Here is a 19,997-nt window from a genome sequence, read left to right as displayed (position 1 = left end):
GCCACGTAGGCGTGCTGCGGTCGTCGTTCGCCCTGCCCGAGGGGCGGCGGCCGGCTACCAGCGCCCGAAGCGCACGGCCTCCTCGAACGGCCGCCGCCTCCGGGTCCACGGTGACGCGCCCTCCGAGACGCCCTGCTCCGCGCCGTGCCCGATCGCGATCGCGCCGATCGGCACGTGGCTCGCGGGCACGCCGAACTCCGCGCGCAGCCGGTCGAAGTCCTCCTCGGCGATGCCGAAGTACACCGCGCCGAGCCCTTCGTCGACCGCGGTCTGCAGGATCAGCAGCACGGCCATCCCGGTGTCGATGTGCCAGAACGGCACCGGCCAGTGGTCCTCGCTCCGGTCGGTCCACCCCTTGTCCGGCTCGGCGTACCGGTCCAGGTAGGCGTCCTTCACCGCGAACGCGACCACGATCACCGGCGCGGTCTTGGCGGTGTCCGCGGTCCACAGCTGCCGGACCGACTCGTGGAACGCCGCCGTCTCCTCGCCGCGCAGCACGAGGAACGCCTGCCCCTGCGAGTACCCGGCCGACGGGCCGCGCAGCGCGTTGCGCATGATCCGCCGCACGCTCTCGTCCGACACCGGCTCGTCGGTGAACTCCCGCACCATCCGCCTGCGCCGGACCACGTCCTGGAACTCCACGAGAACCCCCTCCTCCTCGACCGATCGCCTGCTCAGCGCAGGGTCGGCACGTCGCCGTTGCCCACCCGGACGACGTCGACACCGCGCAGCCCGCTCCGCCACGAGGCAACCACATCGGCGAGGGCCGCGGGAGACACCGGGCGCCGGCCCAACCCGATCGCGTACCGGACCGCGTCCGGCGTGCGTTCGACCGGCCGCGGCCACGCGTGCGCGTCCGGCGTCCCCGCCACCTCCAACGCCGTGAGCAACGCCCGCATCCGGCCGCGGACCGGGCCGACCAGGTCGTGCGGCACGGTGACCAGCGCCCAGGCGGCGTGCACGCGGTGCGCGTCGGGCGGTGCGGACAGCCCGGGAGCTCCCGCTTCCACGAGCTCCCACGCCCGGTACAGCTCGGCCGTCAGCAGGTCGCGGAACCCCGGGCCGACCTGCTCCGTGCACGAGCGCACGGGCGCGGTCGGCGTCATGATCGTCACCGGCGCGCCGGTGCGCTCCGGGGCGGTCGCCAAACCGATCGGGTCACGCCAGTCCCACGCCGCCCAGGTCGCGAAGAACCCGGCGAGCAGGTCCGGCCCGTCCCACTCGCGCACGGTCCGCGCCGCGAGCACCGACCACCCCAGCCCGGGCACACCGCCGAACGGCGCCGAGTCCAGACCACGCGCCCGCGCCCACCCCTTGACCGCCCGGGCCAACCGCGCGAAGTCCTCACCCCGCCCACCGACCGCCGCCCGCACCGCCTCCGCGTCACCGACCGCGCTCAACGCCACCCCGTCGCCCGCCGCCACCGCGAGGTCCACCCCGAGCCCGTCCACGACGAAGCGGAACCCGGGCGACCGCGCACCGACCACCGGCCGGACAACCACCCCGGGCAGCGCGGCGGCGACCCGTTCGGCCACGGTCGTCGAATCCGCCACCTCGACGACCAGGTCGAGGTCGGCCTCGGGCAACCCACACCCCATCCGCCGCGAGCCGACGACGTTCACCACGTCCGGCGCGCCCGACCGGGTGCCGAGCGCAGCCGACAAGGCGCGGGTGACGCGGTCGGCCACCGCGTCCAGCGACGGTCCCGGCGGGGTGGCCGGCTCCTCGAACCACCGCACCTCGCCGGTGCCCAGCGCGACCGCCGCGCGCGGCAGCATGGGCCCGTCGCCCCGCCTCGACAGCACCACCACCTCGTCCACCCGGCCCGACCGCGCGCCGACCCCCTCCGCCGCCTGCCGCGAGCGGCCGACGGTGAGGTGCGGGGTGAAGTCGTCCCTGGTCCGGCAGGCGGGGAACGGCCGCCGCACCGCGTCGTGCAGCGCCCTCCACGGCGTGGCACCGGCCGCCGCCGGGTCGAGCCACACCACCCCCGGCCCGAACTCCCGCACGCCGTCCACCACCACCGGGAACGGCGGCACACCGGCGACCGCCTCGGCCAGCAGCGGCACGGCCCCGTCGAAGTCGGCTTCCGGCACGAACCCGAACAGCAGCGTCACGTGCGGCGGCCACCGGTCGGCCCGGTGGTCGTGCTCCCGCCGCACCCGCTCGACCTCCTCCCACGGCCCCGGCAGCCACACCACCGCGGTCCGCGGCGTCGGCGCCGAGTCGAGCACACCGGCGGACGGCACGGCGGCCGCCAACCGCGCCAGCACCCCGTAGTGGTCGGAGGCGAACCGGCCGTCGACGGGCCGATCACCGACCAGCTCCGCGCCGACGCACCGCCACCCGCCGCGCACGAACACCCTGTCCAGCCGCGACCGGCGGCCGGACAGCGAGGACACCGCCGCCAGCGGGTTCACCACCGGGTCGAACGTCGGCGGCTCGTCGTCACGCGCCTCCAGCCACGCGTCGCGCATCCCGAGCGCGGCGGCCGGCCGCCGGCCACCGTCGTTGAAGTCGCCGACCAGCACCACGTCGCCCGCCACCCCGGCGAACGCCTCCGCGACCCGCCCGAGCTGCGCCTTCCGCAAGGCCTGCCCGTTCGCGGTGTGATCGCTGGTCAGGTGGGTGGCCGCGACGACGAGCGGCCCGCCGGCGGTCTCCACCACGATCGCGGCGACGGCCTTGTGCGAGCCGAGCGGGAACCGGGCGGCCTCCAGCACCGGCAGCCTGCTCAACACCACCAGCCCGGTGCGGTCGACGTCGGGCCCGGTCGGGTCGACGTCGAGCGTGTAGCCCGCACGCACCCACGGCTGGGCCATGAGCGCGGCGAGCAGGTCGGGCTCGACCTCCTGCAACGCGATCACGTCCGCGTCGGCCGCCGCCAGCTCGCCGAACAGCAGCGGACGGCGGCGGGCCGTGTCGATGCGATCGCTGTCGTAGCGGTCCCACAGCACGTTCCAGGTGAGGAATCGCGCCGCCTCTGAAGCCCGGCCGGAGCCGGCCTCGCCACTGAGCGCCCGACCTCGAAACGCGCGACCGCCGGGAGACGGGTCGCGAACGACCGACGTGAGCTCGCCGGCGGGGACCCAGCCGTGCAGCGGGTCCCAGGCGTGCGGGGTGCTCGCGGTGAAGACCGGCGCACGCAGGAGGCGCGGTGCCCGCACCCGGCCCGCCGCCGACTCGCCGACCCGGTCAAGCCCGGTGGCCCGGTCCCACACCACCTCGCCGTCCGCCTCCACGAACAGCACCCGGTGCCACGGCACCTCACCGCCCGGCGTGAACGCGGGCAGCGCGATCCGCTTGGGCCCCACCCCGCGCTGCTGCACGCCCAGCACGAACCGCGCCGGGTCGAAGCGCGGATCCCAGCGGACCTGGTGGTAGACCTGCTCGCTCGTGCGCATCACGGCTCCCCGGAATCGTCCGCGGACTCCACGGCGCCGCCCGCGCCGACGTACCACGTGCGGTGGGCCTGCCACGGGTAGGGCGGGCTGAACCGCCGGGCCTGGGCGTCCAGCACCGCGGCCGGCACGGCGTGCGCCCGCGACCCGTTGCGCCGGGCGACCTCCCGTTCGTCGACCAGCACCACCGCGTGCGTCACCATCGCATCGTGCCGCCGCGCGACCGCGTGCACCAACGCCCGTTGCGGCTCGACCAGCGACGTCGCGTCCCACACCACGGTCCGGCGCGCGCGCAGCGCGGCGTCGAGCCGGTCGAGCCCCGCCCGCAGCACCCGGGCGTTGACCCGCTGGTCGGCCCGGTCACCCGCCTCCTCGCGCAGGTCGTCCAACGACACCCGGACGTCGGCCGGCAGCCCGGCGGCGAACGTCGACTTGCCGCTGCCCGACAACCCCACCAGGTGCACCACCGACCCGAACCCGCCGGCACGCCACCGCCACGTCGCGGCGACGGCCTCCTCCACGTCCGGCACCCGCCCGGCCCGGATGCCCGCGTCCCGCGCCTCGGCCCAGCACCGGTCGGCGGCCGGCCCCGAGCGCTCGCGCAGCCCCGACCGCAACCGGTCGAACGACCCGACGTCCTCCGCGTGCAAGGCGGACCAGGCCACCTGGTCACGCGCGTCCGCGCCGGGCGCGACGGCGGCCGACACGGCGTGCAGCACGTCGAGGTCCACCGCGGTCGAGAAGCGCAGCAGCCCGGCCCGCCGCGCTTCGTCCGGGAACGGCTCGTGCAGCAGCCGGTGCAACCCCACGAGATCGCCGACGCGCCGCGCCACCCCGACCCCGACCGGACCCGCCAGCAACGACATCACCCGCCCGCGCCGGAGCCGGCGCGCCGCCACCGCCAGCACCCCCGCCAGCCGGGCCTCCCCGCTCAACCCCGCCGCCACCGCCGCGGCCGGCTCCACGTCGCCCTCGTCACCGTCGAGCCCGACCGCGTCGAGCAGCGCGGACAGCTCGAACGGCGCGCCCGACCGCACGTCCCACAGCACGGAGCCGGGCCCGAGCCCGTTCGCCACCACCGGCGCCGCCATCCAGTGCGTGCCGGTCCGCACGTGGTGCGGGCGCACCCACTTCGCCACCCGCCGCCCGAACTCGGCCCGCCCGAACCCCTCGGCGGTCCGCACGACGAACCCCTCCTGCCGCGCCGCGTCGACGCGCAGCCGGCGCAACGCCCGCTCGTCGAACACCCCGCGCCACAGCACCGGCGGCACGGGCACGCCGAGGTCGCGCAGGAACCGCGCGGTCCGGTCCCAGTCCAGGCAGCGGTCGCCGTCCCACACGGAGAACCCGTAGAACCAGCTCTCCAGGTCGTCGTACCCGATCGAGTGACGTGCGTAGACGTTCTCGCCGCAGATCCGCCACCCTGCGGGCAACCGCGACCCGATCCGCCCCTGGAGCCCCTTGACCCACGACCGGGACGGGTGGTGCGCCGAGTCGAGCGACCGCGCGTGCACCCCGTCGGCGTACAGGGTGGTGTTCTCGCCGTCGAGCTTCTCGGTGACCACCACCTCACGGCCCCTCAGCGCGTCCAGGTCGGCGACCCGCACGTCGTCCGCCGACGCGCCGGGCGACCACGGCAGGTGCGGCGTGCGCGGGTACGGCGTGCGCATGACCCCTCCCACCACTGGATTCCGGGTGAACCATAGAGATCGCCGACCCCGCTGATCGACCGGTTTTCGGTGGTGTCCCGGTCCGCCGGACGACTGGATACGATGACGATTCGACGAAGGTCGAACAGAAAGGACGAACGTGGAAACGCTCGAGTTCCAGTCGGAGGCGCGTCAGCTCCTGCGGCTGATGATCCACTCGGTCTACTCGAACAAGGACACGTTCCTGCGCGAGCTGGTGTCCAACGCCTCGGACGCGCTGGACAAGCTCAGGCTGGAGACGTTCCGGGACAAGGACCTGGTCGCGGACACGTCGGACCTCCACGTCGCCATCGAGGTGGACCGGGAGGCGCGCACGCTCACGATCCGGGACAACGGCATCGGCATGACCCGCGAGGACGTGATCGGGCTCATCGGCACGATCGCCAAGTCCGGCACCGCCGAGTTCCTGCAGAAGCTGAAGGAGTCGAAGGACTCCGCCGCCTCGCAGGACCTCATCGGCCAGTTCGGCATCGGCTTCTACTCCTCGTTCATGGTCGCCGACAAGGTCACGCTGGTGACCAGGCACCCGCGCGCGGAGGGCGTCCGGTGGGAGTCCACCGGCGAGGGCACCTACACGATCGAGGACGTCGACGACGCGCCGCAGGGCACCTCCGTGACCCTCCACCTCAAGCCGGCCGACCCCGAGGACCACCTCGCCGACTACACGTCGACCGCGAAGATCACCGAGATCGTCAAGAAGTACGCCGACTTCATCACCTGGCCGATCCGGCTGGCCGCGGAGGACGGCGCCGAGCCGACCACGATCAACTCGCGCAAGGCGCTGTGGGCGCGGCCCGCCTCCGAGGTCACCGAGGAGGAGTACGCCGAGTTCTACCGGCACGTCAGCCACGACTGGAACAAGCCGCTCGAGACGATCCGGATGCACGGCGAGGGCGTGTTCGAGTACCGGGCCCTGCTGTTCATCCCGTCCCAGGCGCCGCTGGACCTGTTCATGCGCGAGCGCAAGCGGGGCGTGCAGCTCTACGTCAAGCGCGTCTTCATCATGGACGACTGCGAAGAGCTGATGCCGGAGTACCTCCGGTTCGTCAAGGGCGTGGTGGACGCCCAGGACCTGTCGCTCAACGTGTCGCGCGAGCTGCTCCAGCACGACCGCCAGATCCAGCAGGTGCGCCGGCGGCTGGTGAAGAAGGTGCTCTCGACCGTCAAGGCCATGATGGCCGACAAGCCCGAGTCCTACGAGACGTTCTGGCGCGAGTTCGGCGGCGCGGTCAAGGAGGGCCTGCTCGCCGACCCCGACAACCGCGACGCCATCCTCGACATCGCCTCGTTCGCCTCGACGGCCGACGCGGAGAAGCCGACCACGCTCGCGGCCTACGTCGAGCGGATGAAGGACGACCAGCGGCACATCTACTACATGACCGGCGACTCGCGGGCCACGGTGGAGAACTCGCCGCACCTGGAAGCGCTGCGGGCCAAGGGCTTCGAGGTGCTGATCCTCACCGACCCGATCGACGAGATGTGGGTCGACGCCGTGCCCGGGTACAAGGACAAGACGTTCCAGTCGATCGCCAAGGGCCAGGTCGACCTGGAGACCGACGAGGAGAAGGCGCAGGCGCAGGAGCGGCAGAAGGACTTCGCCGACTTCCTGACCTGGATGACCTCCACCCTGACCGACCAGGTCAAGGAGGTGCGGCTGTCCTCGCGCCTGACCACGTCGGCCGCGTGCGTCGTCGGCGACGCGCACGACCTGACCCCGACCCTGGAGAAGATGTACCGGGCGATGGGCCAGGAGCTGCCGCCGGTCAAGCGGATCCTGGAGCTCAACCCCGACCACGCCCTGGTCTCCGGCCTGCACAAGGCCTTCGCCGACCGCGGCGGCGAGGACCCGTCGCTCGCCGAGTCGGCCGAGCTGCTCCACGGCATGGCGCTGCTCGCCGAGGGCGGCGACCTGCCCGACCCGTCCCGCTTCGTCCGGCTGATGTCGGACCACCTGGAGCGGACCCTGTGACGCCCTGAGCCGCCCTGAGCCCCGTGCGGGCTCCCGCCCACCGCGCCGGGAGCCCGCACCCGGTTCACCGACCTCCACACCTCTGAGGCCCTCACCCAACTACCACAACGGGCCTCCACCTCCGAGGCCCTCACCAACTACCCACAACGGACCCGCCACATCCCCACCTAGGCCCGATTTGACATGGGTTCGGGTGCTTTAGGCTGGTCGAAGCCGGCAGGCCTGGCGGGACGCTTTTCCCCGCCGGGCCTGCCGGCTTCGGCCTGCCTGGAGTGCCCGTAAGGGCCCCATGTCAAATCGAGCCGAACTCACCCCGCGCCGCCGCGCCGCCACACCGATCCCACCCCACCTCCACACCCCCAATGTTGGGCAGACTCTGGACCGCCGTCACAAAAGTGCCGTATGTTCGCCGGCATGGAGTTGCTGGGAAAGGTCGCGGTGGTCACCGGCAGTGGCCGTGGTCTGGGCCGGGCGTACGCGGAAGCCTTGGCGCGGGCGGGCGCGGCGGTCGTGGTCAACGACGTGGACGCGGAGGCCGCGGACGCGGTGGTGAAGACGATCGCGGCCGACGGCGGACGCGCGGTCGCCGTGGTCGCGCCGGTCGGTCCGACCTCGACCGCGGACCGGCTGGTCGCGACCGCCGTCGAGGAGTTCGGCGGGCTCGACGTCCTGGTCGCCAACGCCGGCATCCTGCGCGACCGCGTGCTGTGGAAGATGTCCGACGACGACTTCGACGCGGTGGTCGACGTGCACCTGCGCGGCACGTTCACCTGCGCCCGCGCGGCCGCGATCCATCTTCGGGAGCAGGGTCGGGGCGGCAGCCTGGTGCTGATCTCCTCGCCCGCCGGTCAGCGCGGCAACTTCGGGCAGACCAACTACGCGGCGGCGAAGGCGGGCATCGTCGCGATGGCCCGCACGTGGGCGCTGGAGCTGGCCCGCGCGGACATCGCGGTCAACGCCGTGGTGCCGGTCGCCGCGACCGAGATGACCCGGACCATCCCGGCGTTCGCGCCCGTCATCGAGGAGGCCGAGCGCACCGGCGCGCCGTTCCCGGACTGGCTGCGCCGCGACGAGGGCCTCGGCACGGTGGAGGACGTCGCGTCGTTGATCGTCTTCCTGGCCTCCGACGCGGCACGGCGGATCACGGGCCAGGCCATCGGCATCGGCGGCGACCGGCTCGCCCTCTGGGCGCACCCCCGCGAGAAGGCGGTGGCGCTCGCCGACGGCGGGTGGACCGCGGACGCCATCGCCGAGTCGTGGGCGAGCGGCGTCGGCGCGGAACCGGAGACCTTCGGCATCCCGGCGCCGACACCGCCGGAGGCCTGACGTGGTCCTCGCCCTGGACGAGCTCGTGGCCATCGACGTGCACACGCACGCCGAGGTGTCGAGGGACGGCCACCCCTCGTTGAGCCCCGAACTGCTGGCCGCCTCGGCGACGTACTTCGGCGCGCACGGCCACCGCCAACCGACCGTCGACGAGACCGCGGCGTACTACCGGGAACGGCGGATGGCGGCGGTCGTCTTCACCGTCGACGCCGAGCACGCCACCGGCCACCCGCGCATCTCGAACGAGGAGGTCGCGGAGAACTGCGCCGAGCACTCCGACGTGCTGATCCCGTTCGGGAGCGTCGACCCGTGGAAGGGCCGCGCGGGCGCGCGGGAGGTGCGCGCGCTGGTCGAGCGGCACGGCGTGCGCGGCTTCAAGTTCCACCCCAGCCTCCAGGGCTTCGCGCCGAACGACCCCATGGCGTACCCGTTGTACGAGGTCATGGAGGAACTCGGCGTGCCCGCCCTGTTCCACACCGGGCAGACCGGGATCGGCGCGGGCCTGCCCGGTGGTGGCGGCATCCGCCTGAAGCACTCGAACCCCGTGCTGGTGGACGACGTGGCCGTGGACTTCCCGGAGCTGCGGATCATCCTGGCGCACCCGTCGTTCCCGTGGCAGGACGAGGCGTTGGCGGTGGCCACGCACAAGCCGCACGTGCACATCGACCTGTCCGGGTGGTCGCCCAAGTACTTCCCGCCGCAGCTCGTCCGCTACGCGAACTCACTCCTGCAGGACAAGGTGCTCTTCGGCTCGGACTACCCGGTGATCACGCCGGACCGCTGGCTGGCGGACTTCGAGGCGCTCGACCTCAAGCCCGCCGTCCGCCCCAAGATCCTCAAGCACAACGCGGCCAGGCTGCTCGGCCTCGACACCACGGACTCGGAGCGCACATGACCACCACCGTCACCGGAGCGTCGGAACTCCTCGCGCTGGCCGGGCACGACCTCGGGCACACCGGGTGGCGCGAGATCACCCAGGACCGGGTCGACGCCTTCGCCAACGCCGCCGACGACCACCAGTGGATCCACGTCGACCCCGAGCGGGCGGCCGCGGGACCGTTCGGCACGACCATCGCGCACGGCTACCTCACGTTGTCGCTGATCATCCCCATGTTCGGGGAGCTGCTGGCGGTCGACGGCGTCCGGATGAGCGTCAACTACGGGCTGGACAAGGTGCGCTTCCCCAGCCCGGTGCGCGTCGGGGACAAGATCAGGCTCGCGGGCCGCGTCGCTTCGGCGGACGAGGTCGCGGGCGACGGCGTCCAGCTGGTGCTGGACTTCACCGTCGAGATCGACGGCTCGGACAAGCCGGCGTGCGTCGCGCGCGCCGTGTACCGGCACTACCCCTGAGGGGGCCACCACCATGTCGACCACGCCGAACGCACCCAACGTCCAACTCCGCCGCGCCGTCGCGTCGAGCTTCGTCGGCAGCGTGATCGAGTACTACGACTTCCTGCTCTACGCCACCGCGTCCGCCGTGGTGTTCAACAAGGTCTTCTTCTCATCCCTCGACCCGCTCGTGGCCACCATCGCGAGCTTCGGCACGTTCGCCACCGGCTACCTGGCCCGCCCGCTCGGCGGGGTCCTGTTCGGACACTTCGGCGACCTGTTGGGCCGCAAGCGGATGCTCGTGCTGACCATGACGTTGATGGGCGTGGCCAGCTTCCTCATCGGACTGCTGCCCACCTACGCCCAGGTGGGTTGGCTCGCGCCGGTCGGCCTGGTCGCGCTGCGCGTGGTGCAGGGCATCGCGGTCGGCGGCGAGTGGGGCGGCGCGGTGCTGATGTCCGCCGAGCACGCCACCCGCAGGCGCGGGCTGTGGGCCGGGTTCACCAACGCCGGCGCGCCGTGCGGGATGGTGCTGTCGACGTTGGCGCTGACGGCGACCGCCGCGCTGGTGGGCGAACGGGCGTTCCTGGACTGGGGCTGGCGGATCCCGTTCCTGCTCAGCATCGTGCTGCTCGGCGTCGGGTTGTTCGTGCGGCACCGGGTCGACGAGACACCGGCGTTCCAGGCGGTGCTGGACGCGGGCGTCAAGCGGCGGGCGCCCGTGGTCGAGGTGCTGCGCAACCACCCGCGCGTGCTGCTGCTGGGCATCGGTGTGGGGCTGGCCGCGTTCGTGGCGCAGTCGACGTTGACGACGTTCGTCCTGGCACACGGCGTGGCGGCCGGTCACGCGCGGCAGACCGTGCTCAACGCGCTCACGCTGTCCTCCGCCTGCGCCGTCGTGGGCATCCTCGGGTTCGCGGCGGCGTCGGACCGGTTCGGCCGGCGGCCGGTCGTGGTGGCGGGCGCGATCGCGATGGCGGTGTACGCGTTCGTGCTGTTCCCGTTGGTGGACAGCGGTGACACGGTGCTGCTGACCGTGGCGCTGGTGCTGGGCCAGGGCGTGATCCACCCGATGATGTACGGGCCGCTCGCGGCTCTCTACAGCGAGCTGTTCAGCACGGAGAACCGGTACACGGGCGCGTCCCTGGGCTACCAGGTCGCCGGGCTGGGCGCGGGGATCGCGCCGCTGTTGTTCGCCGAGATCCAGCGGGCGACCGATGGGCAGGGGTTGACGCTCATCTCGTCGACCATCGCCGCGTTCTGCCTGCTGACCGTGGTGTGCGTGCTGGCGTTGAAGGAGACCGGCACCCGCGACCTCAGCTCGGTCGCCGTCCCCTGACCCCGCGCGTCCTACGTCCACACCCCGCGTTGCGCCAGGTCGTCCAGCCGCCGTGCGATCGCGTCCGCCGCCGCACGCAGGTCCGGCACGAGGCGGTGCAGGTCGGTGCGCACCGAGCGGACCACGATGCCCAGCGCGCCGGGCGGCTCGTGGCCGTCCGCCGGGATGGCGACGGCGACCGAGCACGAGCCGAGCGTCATCTCCTCGTTGGTCAGCGCGTACCCGCGTTCCGCCGTGGCACGCAGGTCGCGCGCCAGCCGCGCCCGCTCGGTGATCGTGTACCGGGTGTGGCGGCGCAGCGGTCGGGCGAGGTAGCGGCGCACGAACTCCGGGTCGGCGCGGGCGAGCAGGGCCTTGCCGACGCCGGTCGCGTGCAGCGGCAGCCGGGCGCCGATCCGGGAGATGATGGGCACGGAGCGGTGGCCGGAGAGCTTCTCCACGTACAGCGCGTCGAAGCCGTCGTGCACGGCGAGGTGGATGTTCTCGCGCGTCGCCTCGTAGAGGTCCTGCATGAACGGCAGCGCGACCTCCCGCAGCCGACCGGCCACCGGCGCCAACGTCGCCGCCTCCCACAGGCGCAGGCCGATGCTGTAGCCCCCGTCCGCGTCACGTTCCAGCGCGCCCCACGACACCAGCTCGCGGGCCAACCGGTGCACCGTCGCCAACGGCAGGTCCGCGCGCCGCGCGAGCTCGGTCAGCGTGAGCCGCGGGTGCTCGGCGTCGAACACGCCGAGCAGCGCCAGCGCCCGCCCGGCCATCGAGCGCCGGGGCGCGTCGCGGTTGACCGCCATGCAGGTCCTCCTTCGAACGCCGGACACCGAACGTATCCGCCCGGCCGGCGCGGAATCGCCGCGACTTTCACCCAGTGGAAGTCGATCCTGGCGAACGGTCGCACGCCGCCCTTGGGTTGACCCATGCGAACAAGAGTCGGAATCGTCGGCGCGGGCCCCGCCGGCCTGGTGCTGTCCCACCTGCTGGCCGAGCGCGGCATCGACTCCGTGGTCGTCGAGACGCGCAGCCGTGCGGCGATCGAGCAGACGATCCGCGCCGGCGTGCTGGAGCAGGGCACGGTGGAGCTGCTGTCCGCCATGGGTGTCGGCGCGCGTGCGTTGGCCGAGGGCGCGCGGCACGAGGGGATCGAGCTGCGGTTCGGCGGCCAGGGCCACCGGATCGACTTCGCCGGGCTCACCGGCCGGGCGGTGTGGCTCTACCCGCAGCACGAAGTGCTCAAGGACCTGATCGCGGCACGGCTCGCGGCCGGGGCCGACATCCGGTTCGAGGCGAGCGACGTCGCGCTGCACGGCGTCACGTCCGACGAGCCGGTCATCTCCTTCACCGACGCCGACGGCACGCCGGTGGAGCTGCGCTGCGACGTGATCGCCGGGTGCGACGGCTCGTCGGGCGTCAGCAGGCGCTCCATCCCGGACGGCGAGCGCACCGACTACTTCCGCGCCTACCCGTTCGGGTGGTTCGGCATCCTGGCCGAGGCGCCACCGTCCTCGAAGGAGCTCGTCTACGCCCACTCCGAACGCGGGTTCGCGCTGATCAGCACGCGGACGCCGCAGGTGCAGCGGATGTACTTCCAGTGCGACCCCGACGAGCGCGCCGAGGACTGGAGCGACGACCGGATCTGGGCCGAGCTGAACGCGCGGGTCGCGGGCGACGGGTTCGGCCTGGCGGAGGGCCGCATCTTCGACCGGGGCGTGATCCCGATGCGCAGCTACGTGTGCGAGCCGATGCGGCACGGCCGGCTGTTCCTGGCGGGGGACGCCGCGCACGTCGTGCCGCCCACCGGCGCGAAAGGACTCAACCTCGCGGTGGCGGACGTCGTCGTGCTCGCCCGCGCGTTGGAGGAGTACTTCGGCGCCGGGTCCACCGAGTCGTTGGACGCCTACGGCCCGACCGCGGCGCGCCGGGTGTGGCGGGCGCAGCACTTCTCGTGGTGGATGACGTCGATGCTGCACACCGACCCGGCCGGCTCGCCGTTCGACGTGAAGCGGCAGCTGGGCGAGCTGGAACTGGTCACCTCCAGCACGGCCGCCGCCACGCACCTCGCCGAGGCGTACACGGGTTGGCCGCTGTAGCGGTGCGGCCGAACGGGTCGGCACAGGTGCGATCGGCGTAATCCGACTGCCGGTAATCGGACCACGCGGACCGATAAAGTTGCGAATCTTCTTTCGAACAGTTTCGAAGTTGGCCGAATATGGCACCCGGTGTCGGATGGCGGCGGCCGGTATCGGTTCAGAGGGCCGCCATATGGTGTCTCAACAGGGTTTATGGGCCAGGAGGTCGGGCTGCGGTGAACCGTTTCGGCTGAGTTCGGGTGCCTGATGACCTGGTCGACGGCCAGGTCGGAGCCTGCGCAGGCCCGAAAGGCTGCCGATTTTCGGTGCTTGCCAGACCTATCTGTTTCGGTTAATACTTCTAAAAGTTTCAGGCCGGACGCGGTCGGGTGCCGCCCCCGACGGTTCCGGCCTGCGCCGCGCACGCTCTGGAGGACCGAACTCAACGAACTGTCGTTGGCGTGGAGGAATCCCGTGGCACCGGGCCCTCCCTCGCCAAGTGTGCGGATCCGGATCACCCCGCTCCGGCGGTCCGGGTCGCCCGAGCAACCCAACCACCACCTGCCGAACCCGCAGGTGCTCCCAGAAGGTGCAAACATGAAGCTGACATCGAGGTCAGTGTTGCGAGCGGCACTCGTGTCGACGTTGGTCACCGCCACCACGGGTGCCGCGGTGCTCCTGGCGACGTCGGCCAGCGCCGGGACCACTCTCGGCGCCTCCGCGGCCGAGTCGGGCCGCTACTTCGGCACGGCTGTCGCCGCGGGCAGGATGGGCGACTCCACGTACATGGGGATCCTGAACCGTGAGTTCAACATGGTGACGGCCGAGAACGAGATGAAGATGGACGCGACTGAGCCGCAGCAGAACAGGTTCAGTTACACCAACGGGGACCGGATCGTCAACCACGCACGCAGTCAGGGCATGCGGGTGCGTGGCCACGCCCTGGCGTGGCACTCGCAGCAGCCGGGGTGGATGCAGAGCATGTCGGGCAGTGCGCTGCGGTCCGCGTTGCTCAACCACGTCACCCAGGTCGCCACCTACTACCGCGGCAAGATCTACGCGTGGGACGTGGTGAACGAGGCGTTCCAGGACGGTAGTTCGGGTGCGCGTCGTGACTCCAACCTCCAGCGCACCGGCAACGACTGGATCGAGGCCTCGTTCCGGGCGGCGCGGGCGGCGGACCCGGGCGCGAAGCTCTGCTACAACGACTACAACACCGACGACTGGACCCACGCCAAGACCCAGGCCGTCTACCGGATGGTCCAGGACTTCAAGTCCCGCGGCGTGCCGATCGACTGCGTCGGGTTGCAGTCGCACTTCAACAGCCAGAGCCCGGTGCCGAGCAACTACCAGACCACGCTGCAGAACTTCGCCAACCTCGGCGTGGACGTGCAGATCACCGAGCTCGACATCGAGGGCTCCGGCTCCGCGCAGGCCTCCAACTACGAGCGCGTCGTGAAGGCGTGCCTCGCGGTCGCCCGCTGCACCGGCATCACCGTGTGGGGCATCCGCGACACCGACTCGTGGCGCGCCTCGGGCACCCCGTTGCTGTTCGACGGCTCCGGCAACAAGAAGCCCGCCTACACCTCCACCCTCAACGCCCTCAACAGCGGCGGCACCACCGTGCCCACGTCGACGACGACGACCACGACCGACACCACCACCACGACCACCACGACGACGACCACCACCACGATCCCCGGCCCGGGTGGCTGCACCGCTTCGGTGTCGCTGAACTCCTGGAACGGTGGGTTCGTCGCCACGGTGAAGGTCACCGCCGGATCGTCGGCGATCAACGGGTGGACGGTCACGACCAACCTGCCGTCCGGCGTGTCGGTCACCAACGCGTGGAGCGCCGATCGCAGCGGCAACACGGGCACCGTCCAGTGGCGCAACGTCAGCTACAATGGCAGCGTCCCGGCCGGGATGTCGACCGAGTTCGGCTTCCAGGGCACCGGTTCGGCGTCGGGCATCACGCCGACCTGCGCCGCGAGCTGATCGCGTAGCGGACAGCCCGGTGCGGTGGCCCACCCGGCCACCGCACCGGGCTTTTCCGTCTCACGTCACGCCCCCGTCGTGGAGCCGGGGCGCACGATCATCAGCACGACCACGACCGCCCACAGCAGGTTGAACACGCCGGTCGTCATGGCGAGCCGCTTCGCCGCACCGGTCGCGCCGTCGAGCACCCGCCGCTGCGCGGGCAGGATCGCCAACGCCAGCAGGCCCGCCGCGACCGCCGTCAGCAGCACGGACACCAGCAGCCACGCGTCACCGAGCACGCCGAGGCTCGCGCCGGTGGCGACGCCGAAGACCGGCACGGCGACGCCGACGACGGTGTAGGTGCGGCACGTCCGGTGCAGGAACGCGGCGACGCCGGTCGGCGACTCGCGCGCGAAGCGGGGGAACAGCGAGGCGGCCACGGCGATCGGCCCGACGGCGAGGATCGCGGCGATCACGTGGACCGAGAGCAGCAGCTTGGTCACCAGGGCTCCTTGGTACGTAGACAGACAACATATGTCGGCTGCCAATAGGTACCACACCTACCTAGATGGTGTGTAGGCTGCCAACCCATGAAGGCGGACGCGGTGCGCGGGCACCTGGACGCGATGTTGCTCGCGGTGCTCGAACCGGGACCGCTGCACGGCTACGCGGTCATCACCGCGGTCCAGCGGCGCAGCGGCGGTGTGCTCGAACTGCGCACCGGCACCGTCTACCCGGCGTTGAACCGGTTGGAACGGCTGGGTTTGCTGCGCAGCCGCTGGCAGCCCGTGGCCGACCGGCCCCGGCGCTGCTACGAGCTCACCGACGCCGGTCGGCGCGGCCTGGCCGACGCGCGGTCGACGTGGCGGGACTTCACCGCCACGATCGGCGCCGTGCTCGACCTGACCCCGTCGACGGGGCACGCCACGTGAGCGCCGCGCAGCCGGTCGAGGACTACCTGGAGGCGTTGGCCGCGTCCCTGCACGGCCCGGCGCGGGCGAAGGCCGCGATGATGCGCGAGGTGCGCGACGGCCTGGTCGACGCGGTGGAGGCGCAGACCCGCTTCGGCGTGCCGCAGGACCAGGCGGCCCGTCACGCGGTGCGCGACTTCGGCGCGGCGGAGGAGATCGCGCCGTCGTTCCAGCGCGAGCTCACCATCGCCCAGACCCGCCGCACCGCCCGCGCCGCCGCCGTCACCGTGCCGGTCCTCGTGGTGTGCCAACTGCTCGTGGGCGCCGCCGGCGACTGGCGACTGGGCGCGCTCGCCGTCCACCTGGCCGCGCTGGCCACCGCCGCCGGCCTGCTCGCGGTGACGGCGTTGGTGGCCACCGGTCCGCTCACCCGCATGCTGCCCACGCCGCACCGGCTGCCGCTGGCCGTGGCGTGGACGGCGTCCGCCGCCGCGGTGGGCATGGCGCTCGCCGCCGTCGCGCTGGGCGTCACCGCGGCGCTGTCGACCGACTGGCCGCTGACCGCGATCGCCGGCGTGCTGGCCACCGCGGCGCACGGCACGGTCGCGGCGTCGGCCCGCGAGTGCCGTCGGTGCGCCCAGGCGGTGGAGGGGGTGCGGTGACCGTGGACCTGCCCCCTCGCCTGGTCGGCCGACCGGCCACCGCAGACCTCGCGACCGCGCTCCGGGTGGCCTGCCTCCGGGAGCCGCTTCCCCGGCCTTGATCCCGCTGGTCGGCGGTGGCCGAGCGGCGAGTCGGCGACACGGAGCGTCACGGCGGGATGTCAGTGTGTGAGACGCCCTCTGTACGCGCGCGCCCATCCGGGTGTACGTTCCCGGCGGGTCTGGGAGCGCTCCCAGACATCCTTCGAGATGAGGAGGGGCTCAGTGAAGCGCTCCACCGCAGTGCTTGCCGCTTGCGCGGTGGCCCTCGGCTCAGCGGCGACGATGTTGCCGAACGCCGCGGCCGCCGCCCAGGGCTGCAAGGTCGACTACGCCGTGACGAGCCAGTGGTCCGGCGGCTTCCAGGCCAGCGTCAAGGTCACCAACCTCGGCGACCCCGTCAGCGGCTGGTCGCTGACCGTCGCGTTCCCGAACAGCTCCCAGCGGGTCACCCAGGGCTGGAACGCCACGTGGACCCAGTCGGGCTCCACGGCCACCGCGACCAACGTCGACTGGAACCGGACGCTGTCCACCGGCGCGTCGACCGACCTCGGGTTCGTCGGCGCGTACTCGGGCAGCAACCCGACGCCCACGTCGTTCGCGCTCAACGGCGTCGCCTGCACCGGTTCGACCACGGGCACGACCACGACGACCACCACGACGACGTCGACCACGAACCCGCCGGTCGGCCGCACCCCCGTCGAGATCAACGGCCAGCTGCGGGTCTGCGGCGTCAACCTGTGCAACCAGTACAACCGGCCGATCCAGCTGCGCGGCATGAGCACGCACGGCATCCAGTGGTTCGACAAGTGCTACAACAACAACTCGCTCAACGCGCTGGCGACCGACTGGAAGTCCGACCTGTTCCGCATCGCGATGTACGTGCAGGAACAGGGCTACGAGACCAACCCGTCCGGGTTCACCAGCCGCGTCAACAGCCTGGTCGACATGGCCGAGGCGCGCGGGATGTACGCGATGATCGACTTCCACATCCTCACCCCGGGCGACCCCAACTTCAACCTGGAGCGGGCCAAGACCTTCTTCGCCGCCGTCGCGCAGCGCAACGCGAGCAAGAAGAACGTGATCTACGAGATCGCGAACGAGCCGAACGGCGTGAGCTGGGCGTCGATCAAGAGCTACGCCGAGCAGGTCATCCCGGTGATCCGCGCGGCCGACCCGGACGCCGTCGTCATCGTCGGCACGCGCGCCTGGTCGTCGCTGGGCGTGTCGGAGGGCTCGAGCGAGACCGAGGTCATCAACAACCCGGTCAACGCCACGAACATCATGTACGCGTTCCACTTCTACGCCGCGAGCCACAAGGACAACTACCGCGCCGCGGTCAGCCGTGCCGCGCAGCGGCTGCCGCTCTTCGTGACGGAGTTCGGCACGGTGCTGGCCACCGGTGGCGGCACGTTCGACCGGGCGAGCACCGTCGCCTGGCTGGACCTGCTGGACCAGCTCAAGATCGGTTACGCGAACTGGACGTACTCGGACGCGAACGAGAGCAGCGCCGCGCTGCGCCCGGGCACGTGCAACGGCGGTGACTACTCCAGCAGCGGTGTGCTCACCGAGTCCGGCGCGTTGCTCAAGAGCCGGATCAGCACGACGGACAACTTCCCGACCAGCTGAACCACGCTCCACTGAGGACGGGGCCCCGCGTTCGCGCGCGGGGCCCCGTTTTCTGTGTCGCTCGATCGGGTGACCAGGTCGGAGAAGGGGCCGGAATTGTCGGTGCCCGTCGATAGCTTGCCGATCGGGGATACCGACCGAGCGGGGGAGCGAGTGATGGCACCGGGTTTCTACACCGACGGGCAGGGCCGGGTCAGGCCGATCAACGGCAAGAAGGGGGGTGCGGGGGCCGTGGTGGCGGCCGGGGTGCTGGTGCTGGGCCTGGTCGGTTCCGCGGGCGTGGCCGGCGGGGGCGGACTGCTGGGGTCGAGCGCGGGCAGTTCGGCGGGGTCGCCCGGCGTGGCCGCGCGCAAGGTGGACGGGCAGAGGGCGGCGAAGCGGGGTGATCGTGACGGCGCGTGGCAGCGGATGGGGATGCGGAGGTTGGACGACAGGGTGCGGCAGCAGGTGGAGTGCCTGTCGGCGTCGCACGGTGAGGTCCGGGAGTTCTTCACCCGCACGCCGTGCACTTCGCTGGACCGGATGGTGATCGCTGTCGGGGATGGGAGCGGCAACAACGCGGTGGTGTCGGTGGCCTGGGTCGGTTTCCGGAGCGCGCGTGACGTGCGGGCGTTCAAGCGGATCGAGGACCGCCATGGCAGCGGCGACATCCGGCCGCTCGGGGCGTCGTTGCTCGGGTTGGCCGACATCGCGTTCACCGGCCACCACTACGGCACCGACACCGATGGCAGCACCATCACCATCGCCGAAGCCGAACCGGCGGCCGGCCACCTCGACCCGGAGACGCTGGACGCCTTGGCCGAGGTCGCCGCCTACTTACCACCCCCTGACCGTTCACGCGCCTGACCGTTCACGCGCCTGACCGGTCACGGGCGACCGGTGGCGTGCCGGGCGGGTTCGGTCCTGGCCAGCGGCGCGCCTGCTCGGCGGTGGGGCCGACCGGCGGCGCACCTGACGAGTGGCGCGCCTGGCGGGGTGGCGGGTCTCACCGCGTGGCAGCCTGGCGGGCGATGTGCCTGCTCGGTCGCGGGCGGGGCCGGTGGTGTGCCTGCTGTGTCGCGGGCCTGAGCGGCGGGGAATGACGGATGGCGGGTCTCACCGTGGTGTGTCCGACCGGCTCGCGGCCTGATCGGTCGTGGGGCCGACCGGGTGGCGAGTCTGAGGTGTGGGACTTGGGCCCGCAGAGCTGCCGACCTCCTGACCTGCTGACCCATCGCAACCGCCGACCGCAACCGCTGACCTGCCGCACCGCCGCCGACTCACCGCACCGCCGCCGCCCCGTCGAGCCCTGACCTACTGGGGTGGCGCTTTCCGGTGGCGGTCGGTGTGGCCGAGGTTGCGGTCGGGGGCGATTCGGTCGCGGACGAGTTGCTTCAGCACGGCCAAGTCGGGGAAGCCGTTCTGGGCCTTGCGGGACCACAGGGTCTCGCCGTCGAGCCGGACGTCGAAAACACCGCCCGTGCCGGGGACGAGGGCGACCTCGCCCAGCTCGGTGGTGAAGGTGGTCAGCAGCTCTTGCGCGGTCCACCCGGCGCGCAGCAGCCACCGGCACTGCGTGCAGTACTCGATCTCCAGGCGGGGCTCTCTCGCGGTCACGGGTCCAGTATCGCGATTGGGACGGCATCGCGGCGACCCGCGGT

Annotated in this window: 17 protein-coding genes; 11 read left to right on the top strand and 6 right to left on the bottom strand. The window is 72.2% G+C overall.

Annotated features, from left to right (window positions below):
• Positions 1-54: 54 nt before the first annotated feature.
• From ABTZ99_RS34800 to ABTZ99_RS34790, 3 genes are read right to left on the bottom strand one after another with little or no spacing between them, the layout of a single operon-like run.
• Entirely contained in the window at positions 55-642 is a 588-nt protein-coding gene (locus tag ABTZ99_RS34800) for a nitroreductase family protein (protein WP_498778480.1), read from the bottom strand.
• A gap of 32 nt (positions 643-674) precedes the next feature.
• Entirely contained in the window at positions 675-3,404 is a 2,730-nt protein-coding gene (locus tag ABTZ99_RS34795) for an RNA repair domain-containing protein (protein WP_499617490.1), read from the bottom strand.
• Positions 3,404-5,071: an RNA ligase family protein gene (locus ABTZ99_RS34790; RefSeq protein ID WP_498778478.1), complete on the bottom strand. Its 1,668-nt coding sequence runs from the start codon at positions 5,069-5,071 to the stop codon at positions 3,404-3,406. Before ABTZ99_RS34790 ends, ABTZ99_RS34795 begins: the two co-directional genes overlap by 1 nt.
• Positions 5,072-5,210: 139 nt before the next feature.
• Here ABTZ99_RS34790 and htpG point away from each other — a divergent pair, with 139 nt between their 5' ends.
• From htpG to ABTZ99_RS34765, 5 genes are all read left to right on the top strand, one after another.
• On the top strand, positions 5,211-7,079 hold the full coding sequence (htpG, locus tag ABTZ99_RS34785) for a molecular chaperone HtpG (protein WP_499617487.1): 1,869 nt from the start codon (positions 5,211-5,213) through the stop codon (positions 7,077-7,079).
• 414 nt (positions 7,080-7,493) lie between these two features.
• Entirely contained in the window at positions 7,494-8,405 is a 912-nt protein-coding gene (locus ABTZ99_RS34780) for an SDR family oxidoreductase (RefSeq protein ID WP_498778476.1), read from the top strand.
• A 1-nt stretch (position 8,406) separates the two neighbouring features.
• Positions 8,407-9,300, top strand: a complete 894-nt coding sequence (locus ABTZ99_RS34775; RefSeq protein ID WP_498778475.1) for an amidohydrolase family protein — start codon at positions 8,407-8,409, stop codon at positions 9,298-9,300.
• On the top strand, positions 9,297-9,755 hold the full coding sequence (locus ABTZ99_RS34770) for a MaoC family dehydratase (protein WP_499617483.1): 459 nt from the start codon (positions 9,297-9,299) through the stop codon (positions 9,753-9,755). Before ABTZ99_RS34775 ends, ABTZ99_RS34770 begins: the two co-directional genes overlap by 4 nt.
• 13 nt (positions 9,756-9,768) lie before the next feature.
• On the top strand, positions 9,769-11,073 hold the full coding sequence (locus ABTZ99_RS34765) for an MFS transporter (RefSeq protein ID WP_499617480.1): 1,305 nt from the start codon (positions 9,769-9,771) through the stop codon (positions 11,071-11,073).
• Positions 11,074-11,084: 11 nt separating this feature from the next.
• Here ABTZ99_RS34765 and ABTZ99_RS34760 read toward each other — a convergent pair whose 3' ends face one another.
• Positions 11,085-11,864, bottom strand: coding sequence for an IclR family transcriptional regulator (locus tag ABTZ99_RS34760; protein WP_498778472.1), 780 nt, complete (start codon positions 11,862-11,864; stop codon positions 11,085-11,087).
• Positions 11,865-11,987: 123 nt separating this feature from the next.
• Here ABTZ99_RS34760 and ABTZ99_RS34755 point away from each other — a divergent pair, with 123 nt between their 5' ends.
• Complete coding sequence (locus tag ABTZ99_RS34755; protein ID WP_499617477.1) at positions 11,988-13,157, top strand: 4-hydroxybenzoate 3-monooxygenase; 1,170 nt, start codon at positions 11,988-11,990, stop codon at positions 13,155-13,157.
• 576 nt (positions 13,158-13,733) lie between these two features.
• Positions 13,734-15,134: an endo-1,4-beta-xylanase gene (locus ABTZ99_RS34750; RefSeq protein ID WP_498778470.1), complete on the top strand. Its 1,401-nt coding sequence runs from the start codon at positions 13,734-13,736 to the stop codon at positions 15,132-15,134.
• 65 nt (positions 15,135-15,199) lie between these two features.
• Here ABTZ99_RS34750 and ABTZ99_RS34745 read toward each other — a convergent pair whose 3' ends face one another.
• Positions 15,200-15,619 carry a hypothetical protein gene (locus ABTZ99_RS34745; protein ID WP_498778469.1) on the bottom strand — a complete coding sequence of 140 codons (420 nt, stop codon included), beginning with the start codon at positions 15,617-15,619 and terminating at the stop codon, positions 15,200-15,202.
• 87 nt (positions 15,620-15,706) lie between these two features.
• Here ABTZ99_RS34745 and ABTZ99_RS34740 point away from each other — a divergent pair, with 87 nt between their 5' ends.
• From ABTZ99_RS34740 to ABTZ99_RS34725, 4 genes are all read left to right on the top strand, one after another.
• A complete protein-coding gene (locus tag ABTZ99_RS34740; RefSeq protein WP_499617473.1) occupies positions 15,707-16,048 on the top strand; it encodes a PadR family transcriptional regulator in 342 nt (113 codons plus the stop codon).
• Entirely contained in the window at positions 16,045-16,689 is a 645-nt protein-coding gene (locus ABTZ99_RS34735) for a permease prefix domain 1-containing protein (protein ID WP_499617471.1), read from the top strand. Before ABTZ99_RS34740 ends, ABTZ99_RS34735 begins: the two co-directional genes overlap by 4 nt.
• 264 nt (positions 16,690-16,953) lie before the next feature.
• Complete coding sequence (locus tag ABTZ99_RS34730) at positions 16,954-18,357, top strand: cellulase family glycosylhydrolase (RefSeq protein ID WP_498778466.1); 1,404 nt, start codon at positions 16,954-16,956, stop codon at positions 18,355-18,357.
• 156 nt (positions 18,358-18,513) lie between these two features.
• Positions 18,514-19,203 carry a hypothetical protein gene (locus ABTZ99_RS34725; protein WP_499617469.1) on the top strand — a complete coding sequence of 230 codons (690 nt, stop codon included), beginning with the start codon at positions 18,514-18,516 and terminating at the stop codon, positions 19,201-19,203.
• Between the two features lie 447 nt (positions 19,204-19,650).
• Here ABTZ99_RS34725 and ABTZ99_RS34720 read toward each other — a convergent pair whose 3' ends face one another.
• Complete coding sequence (locus ABTZ99_RS34720; RefSeq protein WP_498778464.1) at positions 19,651-19,953, bottom strand: Rdx family protein; 303 nt, start codon at positions 19,951-19,953, stop codon at positions 19,651-19,653.
• Positions 19,954-19,997: the final 44 nt, after the last annotated feature.

The sequence above is a fragment of the Actinosynnema sp. NPDC002837 genome (assembly GCF_040295345.1).
In the GTDB taxonomy this organism is placed as follows: Bacteria; Actinomycetota; Actinomycetes; order Mycobacteriales; family Pseudonocardiaceae; genus Actinosynnema.
This window is presented reverse-complemented; position numbering and strand designations above follow the sequence as displayed.